Origin of the sequence: Sphaerisporangium fuscum, assembly GCF_018531465.1 — a bacterium.
Taxonomy (GTDB): Bacteria; Actinomycetota; Actinomycetes; order Streptosporangiales; family Streptosporangiaceae; genus Sphaerisporangium; species Sphaerisporangium fuscum.
This window is the reverse complement of sequence record NZ_JAHDTF010000005.1, coordinates 23,293-43,678: the sequence shown is the minus strand read 5'-3', so window position 1 is coordinate 43,678 and position 20,386 is coordinate 23,293. Positions and strand designations below refer to the sequence as shown.

Sequence of the window (20,386 nt, the reverse complement as noted above, 5' to 3'; positions counted from 1 at the left end):
CTGTGATCGGTGTGGTTTACGTGATCTCGGGTAGGAAACCGGGCTCTTCGGTGGTCACGTACCGGCCGCAAGCCCCATAATCGGCCGCATGCCACTCCCTGAGGCGACCCTCGTGGTGCCCGCGCACAACGAGGCGGCGGTCATCGGCCGCCTCCTGCGCGGCCTGCTCGACGGCGCCGCTCCCGGAGAGTTCTCCGTCCTCGTCGTCGCCAACGGCTGCACCGACGACACCGTCGCGGTGTCCTCGGCGTTCGGCCCCGACGTGACCGTGCTGGAGTCCCCCGTCGCGTCCAAGGCCGCCGCGCTCAAGGCCGGTGACGCGGCGGCCTCCGGCTTCCCCCGGCTGTACGTCGACGCCGACGTCGAGCTGACCGCCTCCGGCGTGCGCGCCCTGGCGGCCGCCTTGGAACGGTCCGGGACGCACGCCGCCGCCCCCGCACGCGCCCTCGACATGACCGGCGCGTCGTGGCCGGTGCGCTGGTACTACGACGTGTGGACCATGCTGCCGTCGGTCCGCGAGGGGCTGTTCGGGCGCGGGGTCGTCGCGGTCGACGCCGAGGGGCACCGGCGGCTGGCCGCCCTGCCGTCGGTCATGGCCGACGACCTCGCCGCCTCCATCGCCTTCACCGCCGCCGAGCGGGTGATCGTGCCGGAGGCCCGGGTCGTGATCCGGCCGTCCCGCACGTTCGCCGACCTCTTGCGCCGGCGGGTGCGGGCGGTCACCAGCGTCACCGAGGTCGAGGGGCGGGACGACATGCCGGCCCCGCCGCGCACGGGCCTGTCCGACCTCGTGCGGCTCACGCGGAGCCGTCCCTCGCTCGCCCCCAAGACGGCCCTGTTCGCGGCCGTGGCGGTGCTGGCGAAGCTGCGGGCACGCCGGGCCGTACGGCGTGGCGACTATTCCACCTGGCTGCGCGACGAGAGCTCCAGGACCCAGCCGACGGGAGAGGCGTGATGGCGGCAGCCGACCGGGTGCGCAACGGGATCGTCAAGCTCCGCTGGGGGGTGGGCGCCGTGGGCCTGCCGAGGGCGCTGGGCGGGCTCGCCCGCTACGGCGCGCTGCGGCTGCGCGGGCCCCGCACGGCGGAGGTCACGCTGCGGCGGTCCGGGGTGCGGCTGCGTTACCGGCACCCGAGCCAGACGGTGCCGCTGCTGGTCGTCTTCGGTGACGTGATCGATCCCGAGTACGACTTCCTCGCCCGCGTGCTGCGGCCCGGCTGGACCGTGGTGGACGTCGGCGCGGCCATCGGCCAGTTCACGATCTTCTGCGCGCGGACGGCGGAGGTGCGCGCGCACGCCTTCGAGCCGAGCGGGGGCAACGTCGCCGCGCTGACCCGCAACGCCGAGCTGAACGGCGTGGCCGACCGGGTGAGCGTGCACGCCATGGCCCTGTCCGACCACGCCGGCGAGGCCGTGTTCGCCACCGCCGACGTGACCTACGTGAGCGGCCTGTCCGGCCCGGTGGCCGGGCAGGGAGGCGAGCGGGTGCGGGTGGAGACGCTGCCCGGCGTGTGCCGCGAGCTCGGTCTGGGCCACATCGACGTGCTGAAGGTCAACGTCGCGGGCCACGAGCCCGCCGTGCTCGCCGGGGCCGAACCCTACCTCGCCGGGGGCGGCGCCGACGTCCTGATCCTGCTGATCGGGCTCGACTCCCTGCCGTGGTACGCCAAGCTGCACGAGATGGGTTACCGCTTCTTCTTCTACGAGCCGCGCTCGGGGCTGCTCCACGAGGTCGGCCGATTCGACGAGCACGGGTTCCTCGGGTCGCGTCCCTCGCCGGCCCGGCACGTCATCGCGATCAGGGGCGCCGCGTTCGAGCAGGTCACCGGGGGCAGGGTCGGTCTCCTGAGCTGACGGGCACGTTCCAACGGCCGGTTTGTGGCACTCTGTGGTGCCGTGGAACCCATGGCCATCGAAGGCGCTTACGTGTTCACCCCCGTCATCCATGGCGACGATCGGGGGACGTTCCTGGAGTGGTACCGGCAGGACGGCTTCGCCGGCGCGGTCGGACACTCCTTCCGGCTCGCCCAGGCCAACTGCTCGGTGTCCCGAAGGGGCACCCTGCGGGGGGTGCACTTCGCCGACCTGCCACCCAGCCAGGCGAAGTACATCACCTGTGTCAGCGGCGAGGTGCTCGACGTGGTCGTCGACATCCGGGTCGGTTCGCCCACCTTCGGCACCTGGGAGTCGGTCGTGCTCGACGACCGCACCCGCAAGGGGGTGTACATCGGGGAGGGGCTGGGCCACGCGTTCATGGCCCTGAGCGAGCAGGCCACGGTGGTGTATCTGTGTTCCGAGCCCTACAGTCCCACACGGGAGCACGAGATCTCCGCTCTCGATCCCGCCCTCGGAATCGCCTGGCCGGCCGGCGTCGAGCCGCTGCTGTCGGCGAAGGACGCCGCCGCCCCCACCCTGGCGGAGGCCGAGGCCAAGGGGCTCCTTCCGCGATACGCGGATTGCCGGGCGTACTACGCCGGCCTGCGGGAAATGGCGCAAACATATACCGACGTGCCGCCTTATACCACTAATTAGGGGCAGAACGTAACGACTCCCTTCATTGACAGAATTCCCTCTTGCGCGTCAATTTCCCTGCATTCCCATACGAAAACCAGCATTCTGGTTGTCTCGTCGTTTCCCAACCGCAACAATGGCCTCGCACTGAAACATGATCGGAGTCCGGTACCCGTGGGTGCCGGAGGTGGAGGAATGGGCCAGTGAGCAACTCCCGGCATGCGGATGGTCGCCGCCCACGAGGCCGGTCGTCCCCCACGTCCCGATCCGCGCGACCCAAGCGTCTTCCCGCCATCGGCTGGGTGTCGGCGCTGGGCGGCGTCGTCGTACTGGGCACGGCCGCGACGGTCGTGCTCACCGGACGCGAGACGCCGTCCCCCGCCCCCAAGACGTTCGCCGCCCCCGCGTCGAGTGAAGTGACGCTGGAGTCGAGCCTGTGGAAGACGAAGAAGACCGTCAAGGGCAAGACCGGGGCCGAGCACACGCCGCTGGAACTCGGCACCCGTTTCAAGGCCAGCAGTAACGGCGAGGTGACGGGCATCCGGTTCTACAAGCCCGCCTCCGAGAAGGGCACCCACCGGGGCAGCCTGTGGAGCTCCGACCGCAAGCTCCTGGCCAAGGTCACCTTCAAGGACGAGACGGGCAGCGGCTGGCAGCAGGCCACGTTCGACAAGCCCGTGCCGATCGTCGCCGGCCGCACCTACACCGTCTCGTACCACACCCAGAACGGCGGGTACGTCGGCACCGCGGGCGCCTTCGACAAGCCGGTCAAATCCGGACCGCTCACCGCCGAGGCCGGCGTGTTCGCCGCCTCCGACAAGGCGGCCTTCCCCTTCCGCGTGCACCGCGACAAGGTGAACTACTGGGTCGACGTCGTCTTCCGGCACCGCGAGCGCCGCACCTGGCCGCAGCCGACGGGCCGTCCGACCGGCGACGTCACCACCGTCCCCTCGACGCGGCCCACCTCCTCCGCCTCGCAGGACCCGACGACCACCCCCACGGGCTCGCCGCGCCCGTCCGGTGGTGTCACCACGACCCCGACCTCCTCGCCGAGCCCGAAGCCGAGCGAGACGGTCACGCCGACCCGCACGGCCTCGCCGTCGCGCACGCCCACCGGCTCGCCCTCCCCGTCCCACACGGCGTCCCCGACGCGGACGGCCACCAGGACGCCCTCGCCGGAGCCCTCCACGACCAAGCCCGTGACGCCCAGGCCGACGCTGACCGTCGACCCGACCAAGCAGCCGACGCAGGACCCGAAGCCGCCCACCGGCTCCTTCCCCGGCTCCTCCGACACCGGCCCGAGCGGCGCGCTCAAGTCCCACAAGGGCGGCGAGATCCGCGAGAACGGCGCGGTGCTGGAGAACGTCGAGTTCACCGACTCCGTCGACGTCTACGCCGACAACGTGACGATCAGGAACTGCCGGGTGGTCGTGAGCGGATACTGGGGCATCCAGCTCCGCGACGGCCACAAGAACCTCACGATCGAGAACTGCGAGATCGCCGGCAGGGGGTCGAGCCAGCTCGCCGCCGGCGTCAAGAACCTCAGCGACGGCCTGATCACGATCACGGGCAACGACATCCACGACGTCACCGACGGCATCATGACCGGCGAGGGCGTCATCCAGGACAACTACATCCACGACCTGAAGGCCTACCCCGGTGACCACGTCGACGGCATCCAGACCGACGGCACCACCGGCAAGCTGGTCATCAGCCACAACACCGTGAGCAACCCGGTCGACCAGACCAGCGCGATCATGCTGGACGCCGACCTCGGCCCGATCAGGAACGTCACCGTCGAGAACAACCTGCTCAGCGGCGGCGGCTACTGCTTCTACGGCGGCTCCGGCCGCTCCAACCCGACGCAGAACGTCGTGGTGGCCGGGAACGTCTTCAGCCGCGAGCTCAACAAGAACTGCGGGGAATTCGGAGCGGTCGCCCACTTCGACCAGGGCGCCTCCGGCAACGTCTGGAAGAACAACGTCTACGACGACGGCAAGCCCGTCAACCCCTGACGTCCGCGACATGAGGAAGGCCCGCACGCGAAACGCGTGCGGGCCTTCCTCATGGTCTCGTCAGCCCACGCGCCAGGTGTCGCCGCCGCGCAGCAGGTCGGCGAGCTGCCCGGGGCCGCGCTGGGCGACGGCCTCGTCGAGCTGTTCGGCCATCCGCTGGTCGTACGACGGGCGGTCGACCGAGCGGAAGATGCCGATCGGCACGTGCTCGAACGCCGGCTCGTCGAGCCGCGACAGCGCGAACGCCAGCGACGGGTCGGCGGCGTGCGCGTCGTGGACGAGGATCTCCTCCTCCGGCAGGCCCGCCCGCTCGACGACCTCGATGCCGCCGCCGGGGGACCGGCGCACCGCCTTGGAGGCGGACACGATCGGCTGCCCGTGCTCCATGCGCAGCGTGATGTCGTCGCGGATCTCGGGGTCCTTCAGCTGGTCGAAGGCGCCGTCGTTGAAGATGTTGCAGTTCTGGTAGATCTCGACCAGGCTCGTGCCGCGGTGGGCCGCCGCCTCGCGCAGCACCGACTGCAGGTGCTTGCGGTCGGAGTCGATCGTGCGGGCCACGAAGCTCGCCTCGGCGCCGATGGCCAGCGAGATCGGGTTGAACGGCTTGTCGAGCGAGCCCATCGGCGTCGACTTGGTGATCTTGCCGATCTCGGAGGTCGGGGAGTACTGCCCCTTGGTCAGCCCGTAGATCCGGTTGTTGAACAGCAGGATGTTCAGGTTGATGTTGCGGCGCAGCGCGTGGATCAGGTGGTTGCCGCCGATGGACAGCGCGTCGCCGTCACCGGTGATCACCCACACCGACAGGTCGGGACGGGAGGCGGCCAGGCCGGTGGCGATCGCCGGGGCCCGGCCGTGGATCGAGTGGAACCCGTAGGTGTTCAGGTAGTACGGGAACCGGGACGAGCAGCCGATGCCCGAGACGAACACGATGTTCTCGCGCTTGAGCCCGAGCTCGGGCAGGAAGCTCTGCACGGCGGCGAGGATGGCGTAGTCGCCGCAGCCCGGGCACCAGCGGACTTCCTGGTCGCTCTTGAAATCTTTGAGGGTCTGCTTGTCGGTCGTGCGGGGGACGAGCGCCAGCCCCGCGCCGTTGAGCCCGTTGGTCGCCGTCTCACTCACTGTCGATCACGTCCTGGATCACTCCGGCCAGCTCCTCGGCCTTGAAGGGAAGGCCGCGAACCCGGTTGTAACTGATGATGTCGACCAGGAAGCGCGCCCGCAGCAGCAGCGCGAGCTGGCCGAGGTTGATCTCCGGCAGCAGCACCTTGTCGTAGGACTTCAGCACCTCGCCGGTGTTGGCCGGCAGCGGGTTGAGGTGACGGAAGTGGGCCTGGGCGACCTTCACGCCGCTCTTGCGCACCCGCCGCACCGCCGCGGCGATCGGCCCGTACGTCGAGCCCCAGCCGATGACGAGCACGCGCGCGTCGCCCTCGGGGTCGTCGACCTCCAGCGGCGGGATGTCCTGCGCGATGCCGTCGATCTTCGCCTGACGGAGCCGGACCATGAGGTCGTGGTTGTTGGGGTCGTAGGAGATGTTGCCCGTGCCGTCGGCCTTCTCGATGCCGCCGATGCGGTGCTCCAGGCCCGGCGTGCCGGGGATCGCCCACGGGCGCGCCAGCGTCTGCGGGTCGCGCTTGAACGGAAGGTAGGTCTCGCCGTCGTCGCCGTTCGGCGTCACGGTGAACTCGACCGACAGGTCGGGCAGCTCGTCGATCTCGGGCAGGCGCCACGGCTCGGAGCCGTTGGCGAGGTAGCCGTCGGACAGCAGCATGACCGGCGTGCAGTACTTCGTGGCGATGCGCGCCGCCTCCAGCGCCGCATGGAAGCAGTCGGACGGCGTCGAGGGCGCCACGACCGGTACCGGCGACTCGCCGTTGCGGCCGTACAGAGCCATCAGCAGGTCGGTCTGCTCGGTCTTGGTCGGCATGCCCGTCGAGGGACCGGCCCGCTGGACGTCGACCACGATCAGCGGCAGCTCGGTGGCCACCGCGAGGCCGACCGTCTCGGCCTTCAGCGCGACGCCCGGGCCGGAGGTCGTGGTGACGCCGAGGGCGCCGCCGAACGCCGCGCCGAGGGCCGCGCCCACGCCCGCGATCTCGTCCTCCGCCTGGAAGGTGCGGATGCCGAACCGCTTGTGCTTGGACAGCTCGTGCAGGATGTCGGAGGCCGGGGTGATCGGGTAGGACCCGAGGAACAGCGGCAGCTTGGTCTGCACGGAGGCGGCGATCAGGCCGTACGCCAGGGCCTGGTTGCCGGAGATGTTGCGGTAGAGGCCCGGGGCCAGCTTGGCGGGCTTGACCTCGTAGGACACCGAGAACGACTCGGTGGTCTCGCCGTAGTTCCACCCGGCCTGGAAGGCCGCGATGTTGGCCTTGGCGATGTCGGGCTTCTTGGCGAACTTGCTCTCGAGGAACTTGATCGTCGCCTCGGTCGGCCGGTGGTACAGCCAGGAGAGCAGGCCGAGCGCGAACATGTTCTTCGCCCGCTCGGCGTCCTTCTTGGAGATGTCGAAACCCTCGAGCGCCTTGACCGTCAGCGAGGTGAGGGGGACGGCGTGCACGCGCCACTCGCCGAGCGAGCCGTCGTCGACGGGGCTCTCGGCGTAGCCGACCTTCTGCAGGTTGCGCTTGGTGAACTCGTCGGTGTTGACGATCACGTCGGCGCCGCGGGGCAGGTCGCCGAGGTTGGCCTTCAGGGCGGCGGGGTTCATCGCGACCAGGACGTTCGGCGCGTCGCCGGGGGTGAGGATGTCGTGGTCGGCGAAGTGCAGCTGGAAGCTGGACACGCCGGGGAGCGTGCCTGCGGGGGCTCTGATCTCGGCGGGGAAGTTGGGCAGGGTGGACAGGTCGTTCCCGAACTCCGCGGTCTCCGCCGTGAAGCGATCACCGGTCAGCTGCATGCCGTCGCCGGAGTCGCCCGCGAAGCGAATGATCACGCGGTCGAGTTGCTGAACCTGCTTGGTCACAGCTCGGTCCTCCTCGACGCGTCTGGGCGCCGTCGCTCGTGGCACGTATACATTTCCATGCTAGATCCCTTGGGGCTGTGCGGGCTTCTTTACGCATGCGCGTCGAACAGGTGTGACCTGTGTCGCCGGCGACCGCTGCGTTTCTGTCAGGCCGGACCGCGGGCCGCCCGGAGGCAGACGCCCGTGACTCCACGGTGGGTGCGCCGGGCCGGGGGTGGCCCGGGCAAGGCGATGGTGACGACACCTGCTCGAGGGGCGCTCGAGGGTGGGGTCACGACCGGAAACGGCTCCTGATACACAGCCCCGCGGCGAGCCTGCACAGGTCAACGTGCAAGCGGGAGAAGAGCACGTTTCGGGTCACGCTGACTAACTATATGTCCCTCCCGAGTCAGGCTCCCAGCGCCTCACCCCAGCCGCGTCAGCCCCGGCCGGGCCCGCCGGTGTAGACCTGGCCCGGCGCCATCCCCCGCGCGCCGTACAGCTCGGGGACGGTCACGAAGGTGTAGCCGCGGGCGGTCAGGGTCCGCAGCACCTGCGGGAGGGCGTCGGCGGTGCTGGTGGAGCCGGTGTCGTGCATCAGGACGATCGAGCCCGGCCGCACGTGGTCGATCACCCGCTCGGCGACGGTGCCGGGAGCGTCGCCCGCCGCGTCGCCCGCGTCGAGATCCCACCCGACGATCGACAGGCCGAGCCGCCGCGCCTCGGCCGACACCTTGGCGTCCGCCCGGCCGTACGGCATCCGCACCAGCGTCGGCGCGTAACCGGTCGCCCGGCCGATCGCGATCTGGCTGCGGCCCAGGTCCTCGGAGATCTCGTGGGCGTCCAGGCCGGTCAGGTCGCGGTGCGTCCAGGAGTGGTCGGCCACCAGGTGCCCCTCGGCGGCCATCCGCTGGAGCAGTCCCGGGTACGCCTCGGCGGTGGCGCCCACGGTGAAGAAGGTCGCGTGGGCGTCGTGGGCGGCAAGGACCGACAGCAGCCGCCCGGTCCGAGGGCCGGGGCCGTCGTCGAAGGTGAGCGCGACGCACTTGGTGACGGAACAGTCGAGCGCGCCGCCGGTCTGCTCCCCGCCGGGGCCGTTCCCGCGCCTGCTCGCCGCGCCCCCGTCCCAGGGGGTGGGGGCGGCCATGGTGGGAGGCCGGCCGGGGAGCCGGTCCGGCGTGGCGGAGTCGACCGCCTCCATGGCGCGCCGGCCGAGGTCCGACAGCAGCGGCACGGCCTGCGCCTTGGGTACGGCGACCGCTATCCGGCCCATCCGGGCGGGGGCCACCTGGCCGTCGTCGAACTCCACCACCAGGTCGCCGTGCGGGTTGAAGTTCAGGGAGTCGAACAGGGCGTGCTCGGCCTTGACGACGCTCACGTGCATCGCGGGGCCGAGGACCGACAGGTGTTTCTTCACCAGGCCGGCCAGCGTGGTGAGCGCGGTGCGGTCCTTCAGCAGCCCGGCGGAGTCCTGGACGCGGCGGGCGGCCGTGTCGTACCAGTACGTGCTCAGGGAGCTGTGCCAGCCGCTCCCGGTGTCGGAGCCGCTGCGCAGCCGCACCCCGAAGACGCCGCCGGAGGCCGCCGTGATGTGCCAGCCGACGTTCAGCTCGGGGACCGGCGCGGTGGCCGGCCGCCGCGCGGTCTGGCGGGCGAAGGCGTTGATGAACGCGGCGGTCACCGCGCTGAGCTTGCGGGCGAGGGCCGGGGTGGAGGGCGGCACCGGATAGCTCGCGAAGATGTGGCGCCCGGCGAAGTCGTCGCCCTGCCCGCCGGCGGGGGTGTCGCCGCTGGAGACCGTCCGCACCGCCAGGCCGGGGACGGACGTGGGGTCGACGAAGTTGATCGTGGTCGGCTGCGCCGGAAGGGTCGTCGGCTGCTCGTCGCGGGTGAAGGGGAGAGGGAGGCCGCACCCGGCTGAGATCGCGACAAGCAGCGCGATCCCCAGGAAAACGAACAGGCGCGGCATGCTTGACAGACTAGGTACGGCATAGATGGATTTACTCGTATTTGGCGGGATGAGAGACTGGCTTTTGGCTGCGACGGGTAGTGCCTGCATGACGGAAAGCGATTTCCGGTCGCTCCCAGCCGCCCCGTCAGGCCGGGAACCGGGGCCGGACCGGGCGCGTAGCGTGGTGCGGCGTCGGCGGCCTGGGCCGGCCGCAACCGGGGCCAGCGGAGGAAGGGCTGTATGAACGGATATTTCGGTTCTTACCTGGTCGTCGCCGTACTCCTCCTGATCGGCCTCGCCATCGTCGCCGGTGCCCTGCTCGCCAACCGCCTCCTGCGCCCCAGCCGCCCCACCCCCGACAAGCTCCTGACGTACGAATGCGGCGTCGACCCGGTGGGAGAGGGATGGGCGCAGTCGCAGATCCGCTACTACGTCTTCACCTACCTGTATGTGGTGTTCGCCGTCGACGCCGTCTTCCTGTTCCCCTGGGCGACGGTCTTCGCCGCGCCGGGCTTCGGCATGACCACCCTGGTCGAGATGTTCGTCTTCCTGGGCTTCATCGGCATCGGCATCCTGTACGCCTGGCGCAAGCGCGTACTCGCCTGGACGTGACGAAGAGGGGAGAATGGCTCACATGGCCGTCAGCGATCTCCCGATGCCCACCGTGGGGCCGGTGTCACGGCTCGCCCCCAAACCCATGCGGTTCATCCTCAACTGGGGGCGGCGCTACTCCCTGTGGGTGTTCAACTTCGGGCTGGCCTGCTGCGCGATCGAGTTCATCGCCACGTCGATGAGCCGCCACGACTTCATCAGGTTCGGCGTGATCCCGTTCGCCAACGGGCCCAGGCAGGCCGACCTGATGATCGTCTCTGGCACCGTGACCGACAAGATGGCCCCCGCCGTCAAGCGCCTCTACGAGCAGATGCCCGACCCGAAGTACGTCATCTCCTTCGGCGCCTGCTCCAACTCCGGCGGTCCCTACTGGGACTCCTACTGCGTCACCAAAGGCGTCGACCAGATCATCCCGGTCGACGTCTACGTCCCCGGCTGCCCGCCCCGGCCCGAGGCCCTGCTGTACGGCATCACCAAGCTCCAGGAGCGCATCGCGGCCGAGTCGCTCGAAGACCGGTACGCCGGCGAGCCGGGCGTGCGGCCGTGACCGCGGACGACCGCCTCAAGGCGGCGATCGAGGAGCGGTACGGCCCGCGCGCCGGGGTGTCGGAGTCGTTCGGCGAGATCACCGTCGACATCGCCCCCGCCGACTGGATCGACCTGCTCACCTTCGCCCGCGACGGCCTCGGGTGCGAGTTCTTCGACTGGCTGACCGGCGTCGACGAGCCGCCGGACGGCTTCGGCGTGGTCGCCCACCTCTACGACCCGATGCGTCACGCCCATCTGCTCCTGCGCACGCGCGTGCCCCGCGAGGACCCTCGCCTGGCGAGTGCCACCGGCGTCTTCCGCGGCGCCGACTGGCACGAGCGCGAGACCTTCGAGATGTTCGGCGTGATCTTCGAGGGGCACCCCCACCTGGTGCCGCTGCTGCTGCCGGAAGGGTTCGAGGGGTACCCGCTGCGCAAGGATTTCGTGCTGGCCGCCCGGGTCGCCAAGCCCTGGCCGGGCGCCAAGGAGCCCGGCGAGTCCGGGCAGGGGTCGCCGAGCCGCCGCAAGACCCTGCCACCCGGCGTCCCCGCCGACTGGGGCCCGCAGCAGACCACCCCGCCCCCCGTGCGCGGCCCCCGCGCCGTGCGCCCCCCAGCGAAAGAGGACGGCGATGGCTGAGGTGCTCGACGTCGCGCTGCGCCTGATCGTGATCGTCATCGCGTTCCTGACGCTGCCGCTGATCGTCGGGCAGACCGAGCACAAGGCCATGGCCCACATGCAGTCCCGCCTCGGCCCGATGTACGCCGGGGGCTTCCACGGCTGGGCCCAGCTCATCGCCGACGGGGTGAAGTTCGCGCAGAAGGAGGACGTCATCCCCGCCGCGGCCGACCGGCGGGTGTTCTCGCTCGCGCCGGCGGTCGGGCTGCTGCCGTACCTCGTCGTCATGATCGTCATCCCGGTCGGGCCGGGACTGTTCGGGACCGACCTCGACGTGGGGCTGTTCTTCGTGCTCGCCGTGATGGGCGTGGGCGTGCTCGGATCGATCATGGCGGGCTGGGCGTCGGCCAACAAGTACTCCGTGCTCGGCGGGATGCGCGCGGCCGCCCAGCTCATGTCGTACGAGCTGCCGCTGGTGCTCGCCGCGTCCTCGGTGGCCATGGCCGCGGGCACACTCTCGCTGCCGGGCATCGTCGAGGCCTGGCGGTGGTGGTGGCTGCCGTGGCAGGCCATCGGCGCGGTGGTGTTCTTCCTCGCGGGCCTGGCCGAGCTGCGCAGGCCGCCGTTCGACATGCCCATCGCCGAGTCCGAGATCATCATGGGCCCGATGACCGAGTACACCGGCATGCGTTTCGCGCTGTTCATGCTGGCGGAGTACGTCGGCATCGTGGTGCTGTCGGCGCTGACGGCCGTGCTGTTCCTCGGAGGATGGCGGGGGCCCCTGCTCCCGGGCCCCGTCTGGACCCTGATCAAGATCTTCGCCCTGGCCTTCGTGGTCATCTGGGTCCGCGTCAGCTTCCCCCGCTTCCGCGCCGACCAGCTGCAGAAACTCGCCTGGGTCGCCCTGGTCCCCCTAGCCCTCCTCCAACTGGCCCTCACCGGCGTGATCAAGGTGCTCGCGGGCTGACGCTCGTATCCGCCGGCCCGGGCTCGTGCTGCTCGCCCGCGAGCACGTACGCGGCGACCAGGGCGAGGCTCAACGACTGGAGCCGCAGCCTGTGAGCGCTGGCGTGCGGCCCATGAAGGCTATGAGCCGCCGGAAACCTTCAGAGTGGGCACTTCCAGTTGGGCCAGGCGGCTGTTGCCTCGTTCTCCCATGTGTCCAGGGTCCTGCCTTGGTAGACGGTGTCGCGGTGGGTGGCCGTCCAGGCGCTGAAGCCCGGGTTCGGCTGAATCTTCCCGTCGACCAGCCAGGAGCGCCCCTGAAGCTCGCTATCTGGGATCAAACGGTGATCGATGAAGCACTGCATCACGGCCACGAGCGCTGGACCACGCCGCGCGAAGTCGTCGTCCGGCTGCTGCTTGTCTGACTCGTTGCAGCCCGCGAGGAGCACCATCACGCTGATGAGCGTCAGGTATCTGCGGCTCGTACGGCTCACTGCTGTAACCTCATGGCCTGCTGGGCTTCTGTCACCCATTCGGTGAGTTTTCTACCACCATATTCCGTCTCCGCGTGCTGGCTGAGCCATGCCGTGAAGGCAGGATCGGGAGCGAGGCGGCCGTTCCTGACCCAGGTCGCGTCCTTGGGGGGATGCAGGACGCCGGCATTGATCAGCCCCTGGATGACTGGGATTTCGACGTGAAAAACCTGCTCTCTGAAGGCGTCCGCGTTCTCTTTCAGTGCTTTGAGGGCGTTGTCGGTATCGAACATCTCGCTGGCGTACGGCGTCGCCGAACCGGTCAGGAACTGTGTGATGACCCCCGGCCCCCAGGCGTTCTGGAAGCTGAGTGCCCCGAATCCGCCCGTGAGTGCGGCGAGAGCGGTCTGGTTACGGGCTGCCTGCTCGTCTTTCAGTTGGCCTTCGGCGAAGTTCCGATCACGTTCTATGCGTTCGATCAGACCGTAAAGACGTGCCATCTCGGCGAGGTAGTTCGCATCTGAAGAGTCTTTGACGGTCGCGGCGACGGCTGTGGATATGCGTGCGTCCAGCATCCCTTTGAAAGCCCCGAATTCCTTCGGGTCGTGAAGCGCCTGGTCGAAGAAGGTCGAGAGTTCCCTGCCGTCAATGACGGCGATCCACGGGTTCCCCTTCGCTTCTCCCATGGGCACGACCCCCGAACCGTAGGCCTTGGTCGCTCCGGCGGCGAAGTCAGGGAGGTAGCGGTCGGTGGTGAAGATGAGGGATCTGCGAATGTCGTGGGGGAGGACGGTTCCGGGGTGGAGCTTGGAAAAGTCGGAGGTCGCCCTGACGATGTTGATCACCGACCATGCGGACTCGTTGGCGTCCTTTGAGGAGCCCCGTGGGGCGGACACGGCGGCCTTGAGGAAATCGCCGACGTGGGAGCTCAAGTCCACTTGATCGTTGAGTGTTTCCGGGACGGATCCACGGGCGAAGCGAGCGAACGGCGCCGTACTGCTGCCCTTCGTAAGCCAGTCGTCGTTGACCAGCATCTTTGCGTACGTGAACCCCGAAGAGGGATCGCCGAGCACGTGGCGTGCCGCCTGTCCGTTCTGGCTCGCCCGATCCATGACCGCGATCACCGGGTCGAACTCCGCCCACAGCTTTGGAGCGCCGGCATAGCGGGTTGCGGTTTCCAGGGCATCGTTGCTCGCCCAGGCCGGCGTCGGAATCTCGATCTTTCCGGCGGCTCTCGCGGCGAGCATGGAACGGGTGACGTCGGCAAGGAAGTGGGAGTCCCAGGCTTTGCCGTCGGGGCCGTACTTGAACAGCATGCCTGCGGACCACGGGTCGGAGCTCTTCGTGATCGCTGCACGCGCCTCGTCGGACAGCAGGGGGCGGCTGTCCTTGCCGGTGCCGCGGTGCATCCGGGTGGCGGCGGCCAGGGACGCGCCAAGCGCACGAAGGATGCTCGCGCTGTCGGCGCTGAACAGCGTCATGCCCTTCCGGTTGAGAAGGACACGCGCCGCCTGGAGCGCCGCCGGGCCCGCTTCCGCCCAGAAGGCGGCGAGGTAGGCCTTGTCGTCCAGGTGTCGTGCCAGGTGGTCCGGCAGGAGGGACATGCCGATCCGCGCCTGCTCGGGGTCTTTGGTCGCGAGGGCCGCTGCCAGCGCCTTGACGTCCTGTTTCGCCTGGTAGCCGCTCTGCCCGGTGGTGGCCCAGTCGAGCTGGACGGTTGGTGGGGGCGTCTGCTCGAAGGGGAGCAGAGCGCTGCCGGGTGCTCCGCCGAAAGGGGTCCAGCCCTTTTCTCGTGCCAGTTCGTGTGCCCTGGAGACGCGTGCTTCCATGTCTCTGACGTCGTCCAGCGCTTGGCCGATCAGGCGGGGCAGCGGGCCGAAGTCGAGGTCGCTGTCCCACTTCTGCATCTTCTGCCGGACCGCCGGGGCGTGCTGAGCCAGTACGGTGTGCAGGCGTTCCAGCCGGCGGGTCAACTCTTGGAGCCTCGTTGGGTCGACTCCGACGAACTCCCCCATTTCGCCCCTCCCCCTATGACGCGAGTTTCCGGCGTTCTGCTTCCTCCGCACGTGCGATCAGGCGGGGCTGCTCGGCCAGGACGGCGTGGAGCAAGGTGGCCAGTTGATTCTTTCGTGCGGACCAGTCGGCGGCCCATTCGTCCGCGGGCGGCCCCTGCCATGTCTGGTCTCCGAACATCGCGGGCACCGCGCTGAGCGCGTCGAGGATGTCGTCGACCAGCTTGGCGGTCACAGCCATGTCCGCCTGGCACTGCGCCACCTCGGATGATGCCATGGTCGACTGCCTCCCTCCAGGTGATCGGGCCGGGACGCCGTGATGCGGCAGGCGCCGCCTGTAAACCTAAGTCAAGGCTTGTCGGCTCACCAGGCTTCTGCGTCCGGAAATGCGGCATCACCGCTCGATGCTCGTTCCGGGAACATCGCAGGCGGTCGCCGGGGCCGTGGTCAGCGGCCCAGCATGGCTCCGCCGTTGATGTGGAGGAGTTGGCCGGTGATGTAGGCGGCCTCGGGGGAGGCGAGGTACTTGATCGCGGCGGCGATCTCGGGTGGGGTGCCGGGCTGGCCGGTCAGGGTCTGGCCGACGCGTGACCGCACGAACTCCGGGGTCGCCCGGTCGCCGAAGAACTCGGTGTCGGCGACGAAGCCGGGCGCCACCGCGTTCACCGTGATCCCCTCGGCCCCGAGCCGCGCGGCCAGGTCGAAGGTGTAGGCGTTCACGGCGGCCTTGGATCCGCCGTACGATCCCGGGCCGCGCAGCGCCGCGATCGACGACAGGTGCACGATGCGGCCGCCCGGCCGCCTCAGGTACGGCAGGAGGCCCTCGGTGAGAAGTACCGCGGTGAGCACGTTGGCCTCGAAGTTGCGGCGGTAGGAGTCGGCGATGCCGGTCAGCGTGCCGTCGTGCCCCCAGGCGACGTTGCCGCCGGCGTTGGTGACGATGACGTCGACGGGGCCCCGCAGGGCGATCGCCTCGACCGCGGCCTGGGCCTGCCGCGGGTCGGACAGGTCGGCGGTGACCGGGGTGACCAGGTCGGCGCCGTGGGCGCTGTTCAGCTTGGCGGCGGCCTCGGCGAGCACCTCCGCCCGCCGTCCGATGATGACCACCTGGTCGCCGTCCGCGGCGAACGCCTCCGCCGTCGCCAGCCCGATTCCCGTGCCCCCGCCGGACACCACCACGCGTCTCTGCTCCATCGTGATCCCCTTCGATGTGCTTTGGGCAGATTTGATTGCAGGATGAGTTTGCCGGTGAACGGTCCGCGCGTCGAGATCGTCAGTAGTTCTTGAGCGTGATGGCGTTGGCCGCCTTGTGGATCGGCTCGACGACCTTGGCCATCATGCGCTCCTTGCCCGGCATGCGGTCCATCAGCGCGAGCATCTTCATGGACATCCAGACCTGCGCCCTGCTCCGCAGCACCATGCGCTTGATGTTCGCCGGTCCGAGCTTCTGGTTCGCCTCGGTGAACGGCCGCATCTCCCGCTCGTAGGCCGCGAGCCCGGCCGCGTGGTCGCCGTGGGCGGCGGCGAGCTCGCCCGCGAGCACGTACGCGCCGACCAGGGCGAGGCTGGTGCCCTGTCCGGAGGCGGGCGAGGCGCAGTAGGCGGCGTCCCCGACCAGCACGACCCTGCCCTTCGACCAGTGGTCCATCTGCACCTGGCTGATCGAGTCGAAGTAGAAGTCGGGGGCGTCGGCCATGCCGTCGAGCATCCGCGGCACCTCCCAGCCCTCCCCGGCGTAGGCGTCGGCCAGGATCCTCTGCTGCTGGGCCCGGTCGCGCCGGTCGTACGACAGGGGCGGCGCGGCGAACAGGAACATCGCCTTGGCGCCGGTGTCCTTGGCGGTGCTGTAGGTCAGCGCCGTCCTGGCGGGGGAGACGTAGGTCAGCTCCCACCGGTCGAGGTTCAGGTGGTTCGGCACGCTGAAGATCGAGACGTAGTGGCCGAGGTCGCGCACGAACTGCTTCTCGTCGCCGAAGGCCAGCGCCCGGGTGACGGAGTGCAGCCCGTCGGCGCCCACGACCAGGTCGAAGATGCGGGAGGCGCCGCTTTCGAAGGTCACGTGCACTCCGTCGGCCGTCTGGGTGAGCGAGGCGATCGAGTCGCCGAAGAGGTACTCCACCTCGCGCTCGGTGAGGTCGTAGATCATGCGGTTCAGGTCGCCGCGCAGCACCTCGGCGTCGCCGCCCTCGCGGCCTCCGAAGGTGTCGCCGTCCATCGCGGCCACCCGCCGGCCGCTCGCGTCGACGACCGAGGCGCCCTGGACGTCGGTGCGCTCGCGGCGGACCTGCTCCAGGATGCCCATGCGGTCGACCACCTCCAGTGCCGCCCCCCGGATGTCGATCTTGTAGCCGCCGTCGCGCAGGGCCGGCGCGCGCTCCACCACGGTCGGGTTGAAGCCGTGGTGGCGGAGCCAGTAGGCCAGGGCCGTCCCGGCGATGCCGGCGCCGGAGATCAGGACGTTGGCGTTGCTCATGGTGTCTCCCCTGTTCCGTGGGCGCTGTTCGCCCGATGCCAGGAATAGTACAGATGTATCATACAAATGTGCAAGACAAACGTATGAGACATAGGTAGACTCCCAGGCATGGGAAATCGCGAAGATCTGCTCGCCGGTGCCAAGCGGTGCCTGTACGAGAAGGGGTACGCCCGCACGACCGCGCGCGACATCGCCGCGGCCTCGGGCGTCGTCAGCCTCGCCGCCATCGGCTACCACTACGGATCCAAGGAAGCGCTGCTCAACGCCGCCTTCCAGGAGGCGATGAAGGAATGGGGAGAAGAGCTCGGCCGCAGCCTCGCCATGGAGGCCGACCCGCAGGCCACGCCGGAGGAGCGGTTCGAGGCGGCGTGGAGGGCCGTCGTCCGGTCCTTCTCCGAGAACCGCCCGCTGTGGACGCTCCAGTTCGAGGTGATCGCCCAGCTCCAGAAGGTGCCCGAACTGCGGCAGACCTTCGCCGAGTCCGTACGGCAGGCCCGCCTCGGCCTGGTCGGCCTCTTCGGCGACTTCGGCCTCGGCGCCGACGACGAGCAGGCGCAGGCGATCGGCGCGCTCTACCAGTCGATGCTCATCGGCACGGCGTCACAGTGGCTCGTGGACCCCGAGACCGCCCCGAGTGCCCGCGACCTCCTTCAGGCCCTGCGCGGCCTCGCGCCCGGCCTCGTGGGGACGGGCGCGGGCGCGTAGCGGCAGGGTCAGACCGACGTCGGGAGCGGGCCGCCGTTGTAGGCGATGGCGTCGCCGAACGCCTGGAGCAGGTCCAGTTCGCCGGCCCCCTCGGCGTCCAGGTAGGCGCGGTGGAGGTTGAGCACCAGCCGCTCCCGGTCGGCCCAGGCGGCGAACTCCCCGAGATCACACCCGCGGGCGGCCTCCAGGGGTGTCAGCCCCTTCGCGCGGCCCTCCTTCGCGGTGTTCAGGACCAGCCAGTAGTAACGCTCGTGGGCCGCGAGGACGTCCGGCAGTGCCTCGGCCGTGAAGAGCGGGCCGTGGCCGGGCACGATGTGCGCCGGCTCGAAGGAGGCCAGCCACGAGAGCGACCGCAGGGCTCCCTCCACCGAGCCCATGAACACCAGCGGCGTGAGCCCGTGGAAGATCAGGTCGCCGGTGAAGAGCACCCGCTCCTCCGGCAGCCAGGCGACGAGGTCGCCGGTGGTGTGGGCGGGGAACCCCGGATGCCGCAGCTCCACCCTGCGCGTTCCGGTGAACAGCGTGACCTCCGAGCGCACGGCGACGGCCGGCACGCGGCGGGTCACCCCTCCCCAGTCGGGCACCGGCGACCAGATCGGCGGGCAGCCGTCGATGATCGGGTCGGTGAGCAGGCCCTCTCGCATGGCCTCGTGCCCGAAGATCACGGTGGACGCCGGCAGCAGGCTGTTGCCGTAGGCGTGGTCGCCGTGCTGGTGGGTGTTCACGGCCATGCGCAGCGGGGCGTCGCCGGTGGCCTGGGCCACCGCCGCGAGGAACCGCCGCGTGCGCTCCTCGGTGGCGCACGTGTCGATCACGACGCACCCGTCGTCCCCGGTGACCACCCCGGCGTTGTTCAGCCACCAGGATCCGTCGGGCTGCTCCCATGCGAGCACACCGGGGACCACTTCCCGCAGTTGCGCCATGTCGACCGAGGACCGGCCCGCCTGCTGCATGTCTGACTCCTAGTGCACGATCGCGAGCATCACGTCGGACGCCGTGGGCCGGTTCTCCGGGCGCTTCTCCAGGCACCTGCCGACGACCTGGGCCAGGGAGCTCGGGAGCGCCGACAGGTCGGGCTGCTGGGTGAAGATGCGGTGGAACACCGCCGCGATGTTGTCCTCGCCGAAGGCGGGACGCCCGGTGGCGGCGAACACCATGGTGGCCGCCCAGCTGAACACGTCGGACTCGGGGCCGACACGCTCGCCCGAGACCTGCTCGGGCGACATGTAGGCGGGGGTACCGAGCACGCCGCTGGAGGTCGCGGTGGCGTTGTCCAGCACGCGGGCGATGCCGAAGTCGACCACGCGCGGTCCGTCGGAGCCGATCAGCACGTTGCTCGGTTTGAAGTCGCGGTGCACGATGCCGGCGCGGTGGATGGCGGCCAGCGCGCCGACGGTGCCCAGCGCGAGCCGTACCAGCCCGTCGTGCCCGCGCGGCCCCTGCTCGCGGACGAGTTGCTCCAGCGAGGAACCCTCGACGTACTCGCTGACGATGAACAGGCGGTCGTCGGAGATGTCGGCGTCGATCACGCGTGCGGTGGAGAACGGCGCGACCCGCCGGGCCGCCTCGACCTCGCGCAGGAACCGCTGCCGGGCCCCGGTCTCGGCGGCCAGCCGGGCGTGCAGGACCTTGATGGCCACCCGCGCGCCGTCGGGGGTCTCGCCCAGGTACACCGCGCCCTGACCGCCCTGCCCGAGGCTTCCTATGAGCCGGTAGGGCCCGATCTGGTCGGGTTCACCCTTGGGGAGCGGTGCGGGCGTCTGCGTGGGCAGCGTCGAGGAGTTGCGCAGACCGGCGGGCGTGCTCCCCGAGCCGGACCCGTGGGACATGCCCTGCCCCGCCTGTGACGGGTAGGTGTTGCCCGGGCTGGAGGTCCCGGTGTGGCCCATGACGTGGGTGGGGGTGGGGCGGGCGCCGAGGGTGGGATCCGGCACGCGGGCCGGGCCCGAGGTGTGGGCGGGGTTCGGGGTGTGGGCCGGGCCCGGATGGGGCTGGGGGGTCTGCCGCGGGTCCTGCGGCGGCCACTGCCCGTGCCGTGGACGCTGGTCGTACGGCCCGTGCTGTGGCGGGGCCGGCTGCGGGTACGGCCGCGAGGGCTGCCGGTCCTGCGGCACGGTGTGCGGGTGCCCCCGCGGGACGGGGCCGGGCCGCCGCGGGTCCGGATACGGCGCGGGCGCCTGGCGGGGCGGGTAGGACGCCTGCCGATAGGGGGCCTGCGGGTAGGCGTGCGGCGGCTGGACCTGCGGGAACGACCCCTGCGGCACCGGCCGGGGCGCGAACACCATCGAACGGATCGCGAGCGAGTGGATGAGCCCGCCGATCCAGTTCGTGAACAGGGCGAGGACGACGAGGACGGCCACCCCGTCGGGCATCCGCTCCACGTCGCTGTAGGCCGCGAAGGACACGAAGAGGACGAAGAGCCCGAGGAAGTACAGCAGCGCGGCGACGGCCAGCACCGGGGCGCGCCGGCGGTAGGCGGCGTACCCCATGGTGAACGGCGTGGCGACGCCGCAGGTGAACAGCGGAGCCAGTGCCCAAACGATGCTGACCGCGGTGTTGGACGAGGATGGCCTGGCTAGCTGCATATCGCGAACTTTAC

19 protein-coding genes are annotated in these 20,386 nt (G+C 70.1%); 9 read left to right on the top strand and 10 right to left on the bottom strand.

Annotated elements, in window-relative coordinates:
* Positions 1-88 precede the first annotated feature (88 nt).
* The 4 genes from KIK05_RS07520 to KIK05_RS07505 all read left to right on the top strand — a co-directional run bounded on the left by KIK05_RS07520 (position 89) and on the right by KIK05_RS07505 (position 4,526).
* Positions 89-955 carry a glycosyltransferase gene (locus tag KIK05_RS07520; RefSeq protein ID WP_214409857.1) on the top strand — a complete coding sequence of 289 codons (867 nt, stop codon included), beginning with the start codon at positions 89-91 and terminating at the stop codon, positions 953-955.
* Complete coding sequence (locus KIK05_RS07515; protein ID WP_214409856.1) at positions 955-1,854, top strand: FkbM family methyltransferase; 900 nt, start codon at positions 955-957, stop codon at positions 1,852-1,854. The genes KIK05_RS07520 and KIK05_RS07515 overlap by 1 nt, the downstream gene beginning before the upstream one ends.
* Before the next feature lie 51 nt (positions 1,855-1,905).
* Entirely contained in the window at positions 1,906-2,532 is a 627-nt protein-coding gene (rfbC, locus tag KIK05_RS07510; protein WP_250562419.1) for a dTDP-4-dehydrorhamnose 3,5-epimerase, read from the top strand.
* Positions 2,533-2,813: 281 nt separating this feature from the next.
* Positions 2,814-4,526, top strand: coding sequence for a DUF4082 domain-containing protein (locus KIK05_RS07505; protein ID WP_214409854.1), 1,713 nt, complete (start codon positions 2,814-2,816; stop codon positions 4,524-4,526).
* A gap of 60 nt (positions 4,527-4,586) precedes the next feature.
* Here KIK05_RS07505 and KIK05_RS07500 read toward each other — a convergent pair whose 3' ends face one another.
* The 3 genes from KIK05_RS07500 to KIK05_RS07490 all read right to left on the bottom strand — a co-directional run bounded on the left by KIK05_RS07500 (position 4,587) and on the right by KIK05_RS07490 (position 9,439).
* Complete coding sequence (locus KIK05_RS07500; RefSeq protein ID WP_214409853.1) at positions 4,587-5,645, bottom strand: 2-oxoacid:ferredoxin oxidoreductase subunit beta; 1,059 nt, start codon at positions 5,643-5,645, stop codon at positions 4,587-4,589.
* Positions 5,638-7,491, bottom strand: a complete 1,854-nt coding sequence (locus KIK05_RS07495; protein WP_214409852.1) for a 2-oxoacid:acceptor oxidoreductase subunit alpha — start codon at positions 7,489-7,491, stop codon at positions 5,638-5,640. The genes KIK05_RS07500 and KIK05_RS07495 overlap by 8 nt, the downstream gene beginning before the upstream one ends.
* A 418-nt stretch (positions 7,492-7,909) precedes the next feature.
* Complete coding sequence (locus tag KIK05_RS07490) at positions 7,910-9,439, bottom strand: polysaccharide deacetylase family protein (protein ID WP_214409851.1); 1,530 nt, start codon at positions 9,437-9,439, stop codon at positions 7,910-7,912.
* A 222-nt stretch (positions 9,440-9,661) separates the two neighbouring features.
* Between KIK05_RS07490 and KIK05_RS07485 the strand changes: the two genes are divergently transcribed.
* From KIK05_RS07485 to KIK05_RS07470, 4 genes are read left to right on the top strand one after another with little or no spacing between them, the layout of a single operon-like run.
* A complete protein-coding gene (locus KIK05_RS07485; protein ID WP_214409850.1) occupies positions 9,662-10,033 on the top strand; it encodes an NADH-quinone oxidoreductase subunit A in 372 nt (123 codons plus the stop codon).
* A gap of 22 nt (positions 10,034-10,055) precedes the next feature.
* Positions 10,056-10,580, top strand: a complete 525-nt coding sequence (locus KIK05_RS07480; RefSeq protein ID WP_443729117.1) for an NADH-quinone oxidoreductase subunit B — start codon at positions 10,056-10,058, stop codon at positions 10,578-10,580.
* Positions 10,577-11,200: an NADH-quinone oxidoreductase subunit C gene (locus tag KIK05_RS07475; RefSeq protein WP_214409849.1), complete on the top strand. Its 624-nt coding sequence runs from the start codon at positions 10,577-10,579 to the stop codon at positions 11,198-11,200. Before KIK05_RS07480 ends, KIK05_RS07475 begins: the two co-directional genes overlap by 4 nt.
* Entirely contained in the window at positions 11,193-12,146 is a 954-nt protein-coding gene (locus tag KIK05_RS07470) for a complex I subunit 1/NuoH family protein (RefSeq protein ID WP_214409848.1), read from the top strand. The genes KIK05_RS07475 and KIK05_RS07470 overlap by 8 nt, the downstream gene beginning before the upstream one ends.
* 139 nt (positions 12,147-12,285) lie before the next feature.
* On the opposite strand, the gene KIK05_RS07465 is transcribed toward KIK05_RS07470, so the two are convergent.
* The 5 genes from KIK05_RS07465 to KIK05_RS07445 all read right to left on the bottom strand — a co-directional run bounded on the left by KIK05_RS07465 (position 12,286) and on the right by KIK05_RS07445 (position 17,082).
* Positions 12,286-12,618 (bottom strand): hypothetical protein, encoded by a 333-nt coding sequence (locus KIK05_RS07465; protein WP_214409847.1) that lies wholly within the window; start codon positions 12,616-12,618, stop codon positions 12,286-12,288.
* A complete protein-coding gene (locus KIK05_RS07460; RefSeq protein ID WP_214409846.1) occupies positions 12,615-14,612 on the bottom strand; it encodes a hypothetical protein in 1,998 nt (665 codons plus the stop codon). Before KIK05_RS07460 ends, KIK05_RS07465 begins: the two co-directional genes overlap by 4 nt.
* Positions 14,613-14,625: 13 nt before the next feature.
* Entirely contained in the window at positions 14,626-14,886 is a 261-nt protein-coding gene (locus tag KIK05_RS07455; RefSeq protein ID WP_214409845.1) for a hypothetical protein, read from the bottom strand.
* Between the two features lie 170 nt (positions 14,887-15,056).
* The gene (locus KIK05_RS07450) at positions 15,057-15,803 is read right to left on the bottom strand and encodes an SDR family NAD(P)-dependent oxidoreductase (RefSeq protein ID WP_214409844.1); all 747 of its coding nucleotides are present in this window, start codon (positions 15,801-15,803) and stop codon (positions 15,057-15,059) included.
* A gap of 79 nt (positions 15,804-15,882) precedes the next feature.
* Positions 15,883-17,082, bottom strand: a complete 1,200-nt coding sequence (locus tag KIK05_RS07445) for an FAD-dependent monooxygenase (RefSeq protein WP_214409843.1) — start codon at positions 17,080-17,082, stop codon at positions 15,883-15,885.
* Positions 17,083-17,190: 108 nt separating this feature from the next.
* On the opposite strand from KIK05_RS07445, the gene KIK05_RS07440 reads away from it, so the two are divergent.
* Positions 17,191-17,787, top strand: a complete 597-nt coding sequence (locus tag KIK05_RS07440) for a TetR/AcrR family transcriptional regulator (RefSeq protein WP_214409842.1) — start codon at positions 17,191-17,193, stop codon at positions 17,785-17,787.
* A gap of 8 nt (positions 17,788-17,795) precedes the next feature.
* Here KIK05_RS07440 and KIK05_RS07435 read toward each other — a convergent pair whose 3' ends face one another.
* Entirely contained in the window at positions 17,796-18,740 is a 945-nt protein-coding gene (locus tag KIK05_RS07435; RefSeq protein WP_214409841.1) for an MBL fold metallo-hydrolase, read from the bottom strand.
* Positions 18,741-18,749: 9 nt separating this feature from the next.
* On the bottom strand, positions 18,750-20,372 hold the full coding sequence (locus tag KIK05_RS07430; protein ID WP_214409840.1) for a serine/threonine-protein kinase: 1,623 nt from the start codon (positions 20,370-20,372) through the stop codon (positions 18,750-18,752).
* Positions 20,373-20,386: the final 14 nt, after the last annotated feature.

Excerpts from the sequence above, each read along its gene's own strand:
- KIK05_RS07520 (WP_214409857.1), top strand. The coding sequence starts at position 89 with ATGCCACTCCCTGAGGCGACCCTCGTGGTGCCCGCGCACAACGAGGCG.
- KIK05_RS07515 (WP_214409856.1), top strand. The coding sequence starts at position 955 with ATGGCGGCAGCCGACCGGGTGCGCAACGGGATCGTCAAGCTCCGCTGG.
- rfbC (WP_250562419.1), top strand. The coding sequence starts at position 1,906 with ATGGCCATCGAAGGCGCTTACGTGTTCACCCCCGTCATCCATGGCGAC.
- KIK05_RS07490 (WP_214409851.1), bottom strand. The coding sequence starts at position 9,439 with ATGCCGCGCCTGTTCGTTTTCCTGGGGATCGCGCTGCTTGTCGCGATC.
- KIK05_RS07485 (WP_214409850.1), top strand. The coding sequence starts at position 9,662 with ATGAACGGATATTTCGGTTCTTACCTGGTCGTCGCCGTACTCCTCCTG.
- KIK05_RS07480 (WP_443729117.1), top strand. The coding sequence starts at position 10,056 with ATGGCCGTCAGCGATCTCCCGATGCCCACCGTGGGGCCGGTGTCACGG.
- KIK05_RS07470 (WP_214409848.1), top strand. The coding sequence starts at position 11,193 with ATGGCTGAGGTGCTCGACGTCGCGCTGCGCCTGATCGTGATCGTCATC.
- KIK05_RS07460 (WP_214409846.1), bottom strand. The coding sequence starts at position 14,612 with ATGGGGGAGTTCGTCGGAGTCGACCCAACGAGGCTCCAAGAGTTGACC.
- KIK05_RS07455 (WP_214409845.1), bottom strand. The coding sequence starts at position 14,886 with ATGGCATCATCCGAGGTGGCGCAGTGCCAGGCGGACATGGCTGTGACC.
- KIK05_RS07450 (WP_214409844.1), bottom strand. The coding sequence starts at position 15,803 with ATGGAGCAGAGACGCGTGGTGGTGTCCGGCGGGGGCACGGGAATCGGG.
- KIK05_RS07445 (WP_214409843.1), bottom strand. The coding sequence starts at position 17,082 with ATGAGCAACGCCAACGTCCTGATCTCCGGCGCCGGCATCGCCGGGACG.
- KIK05_RS07440 (WP_214409842.1), top strand. The coding sequence starts at position 17,191 with ATGGGAAATCGCGAAGATCTGCTCGCCGGTGCCAAGCGGTGCCTGTAC.
- KIK05_RS07435 (WP_214409841.1), bottom strand. The coding sequence starts at position 18,740 with ATGCAGCAGGCGGGCCGGTCCTCGGTCGACATGGCGCAACTGCGGGAA.
- KIK05_RS07430 (WP_214409840.1), bottom strand. The coding sequence starts at position 20,372 with ATGCAGCTAGCCAGGCCATCCTCGTCCAACACCGCGGTCAGCATCGTT.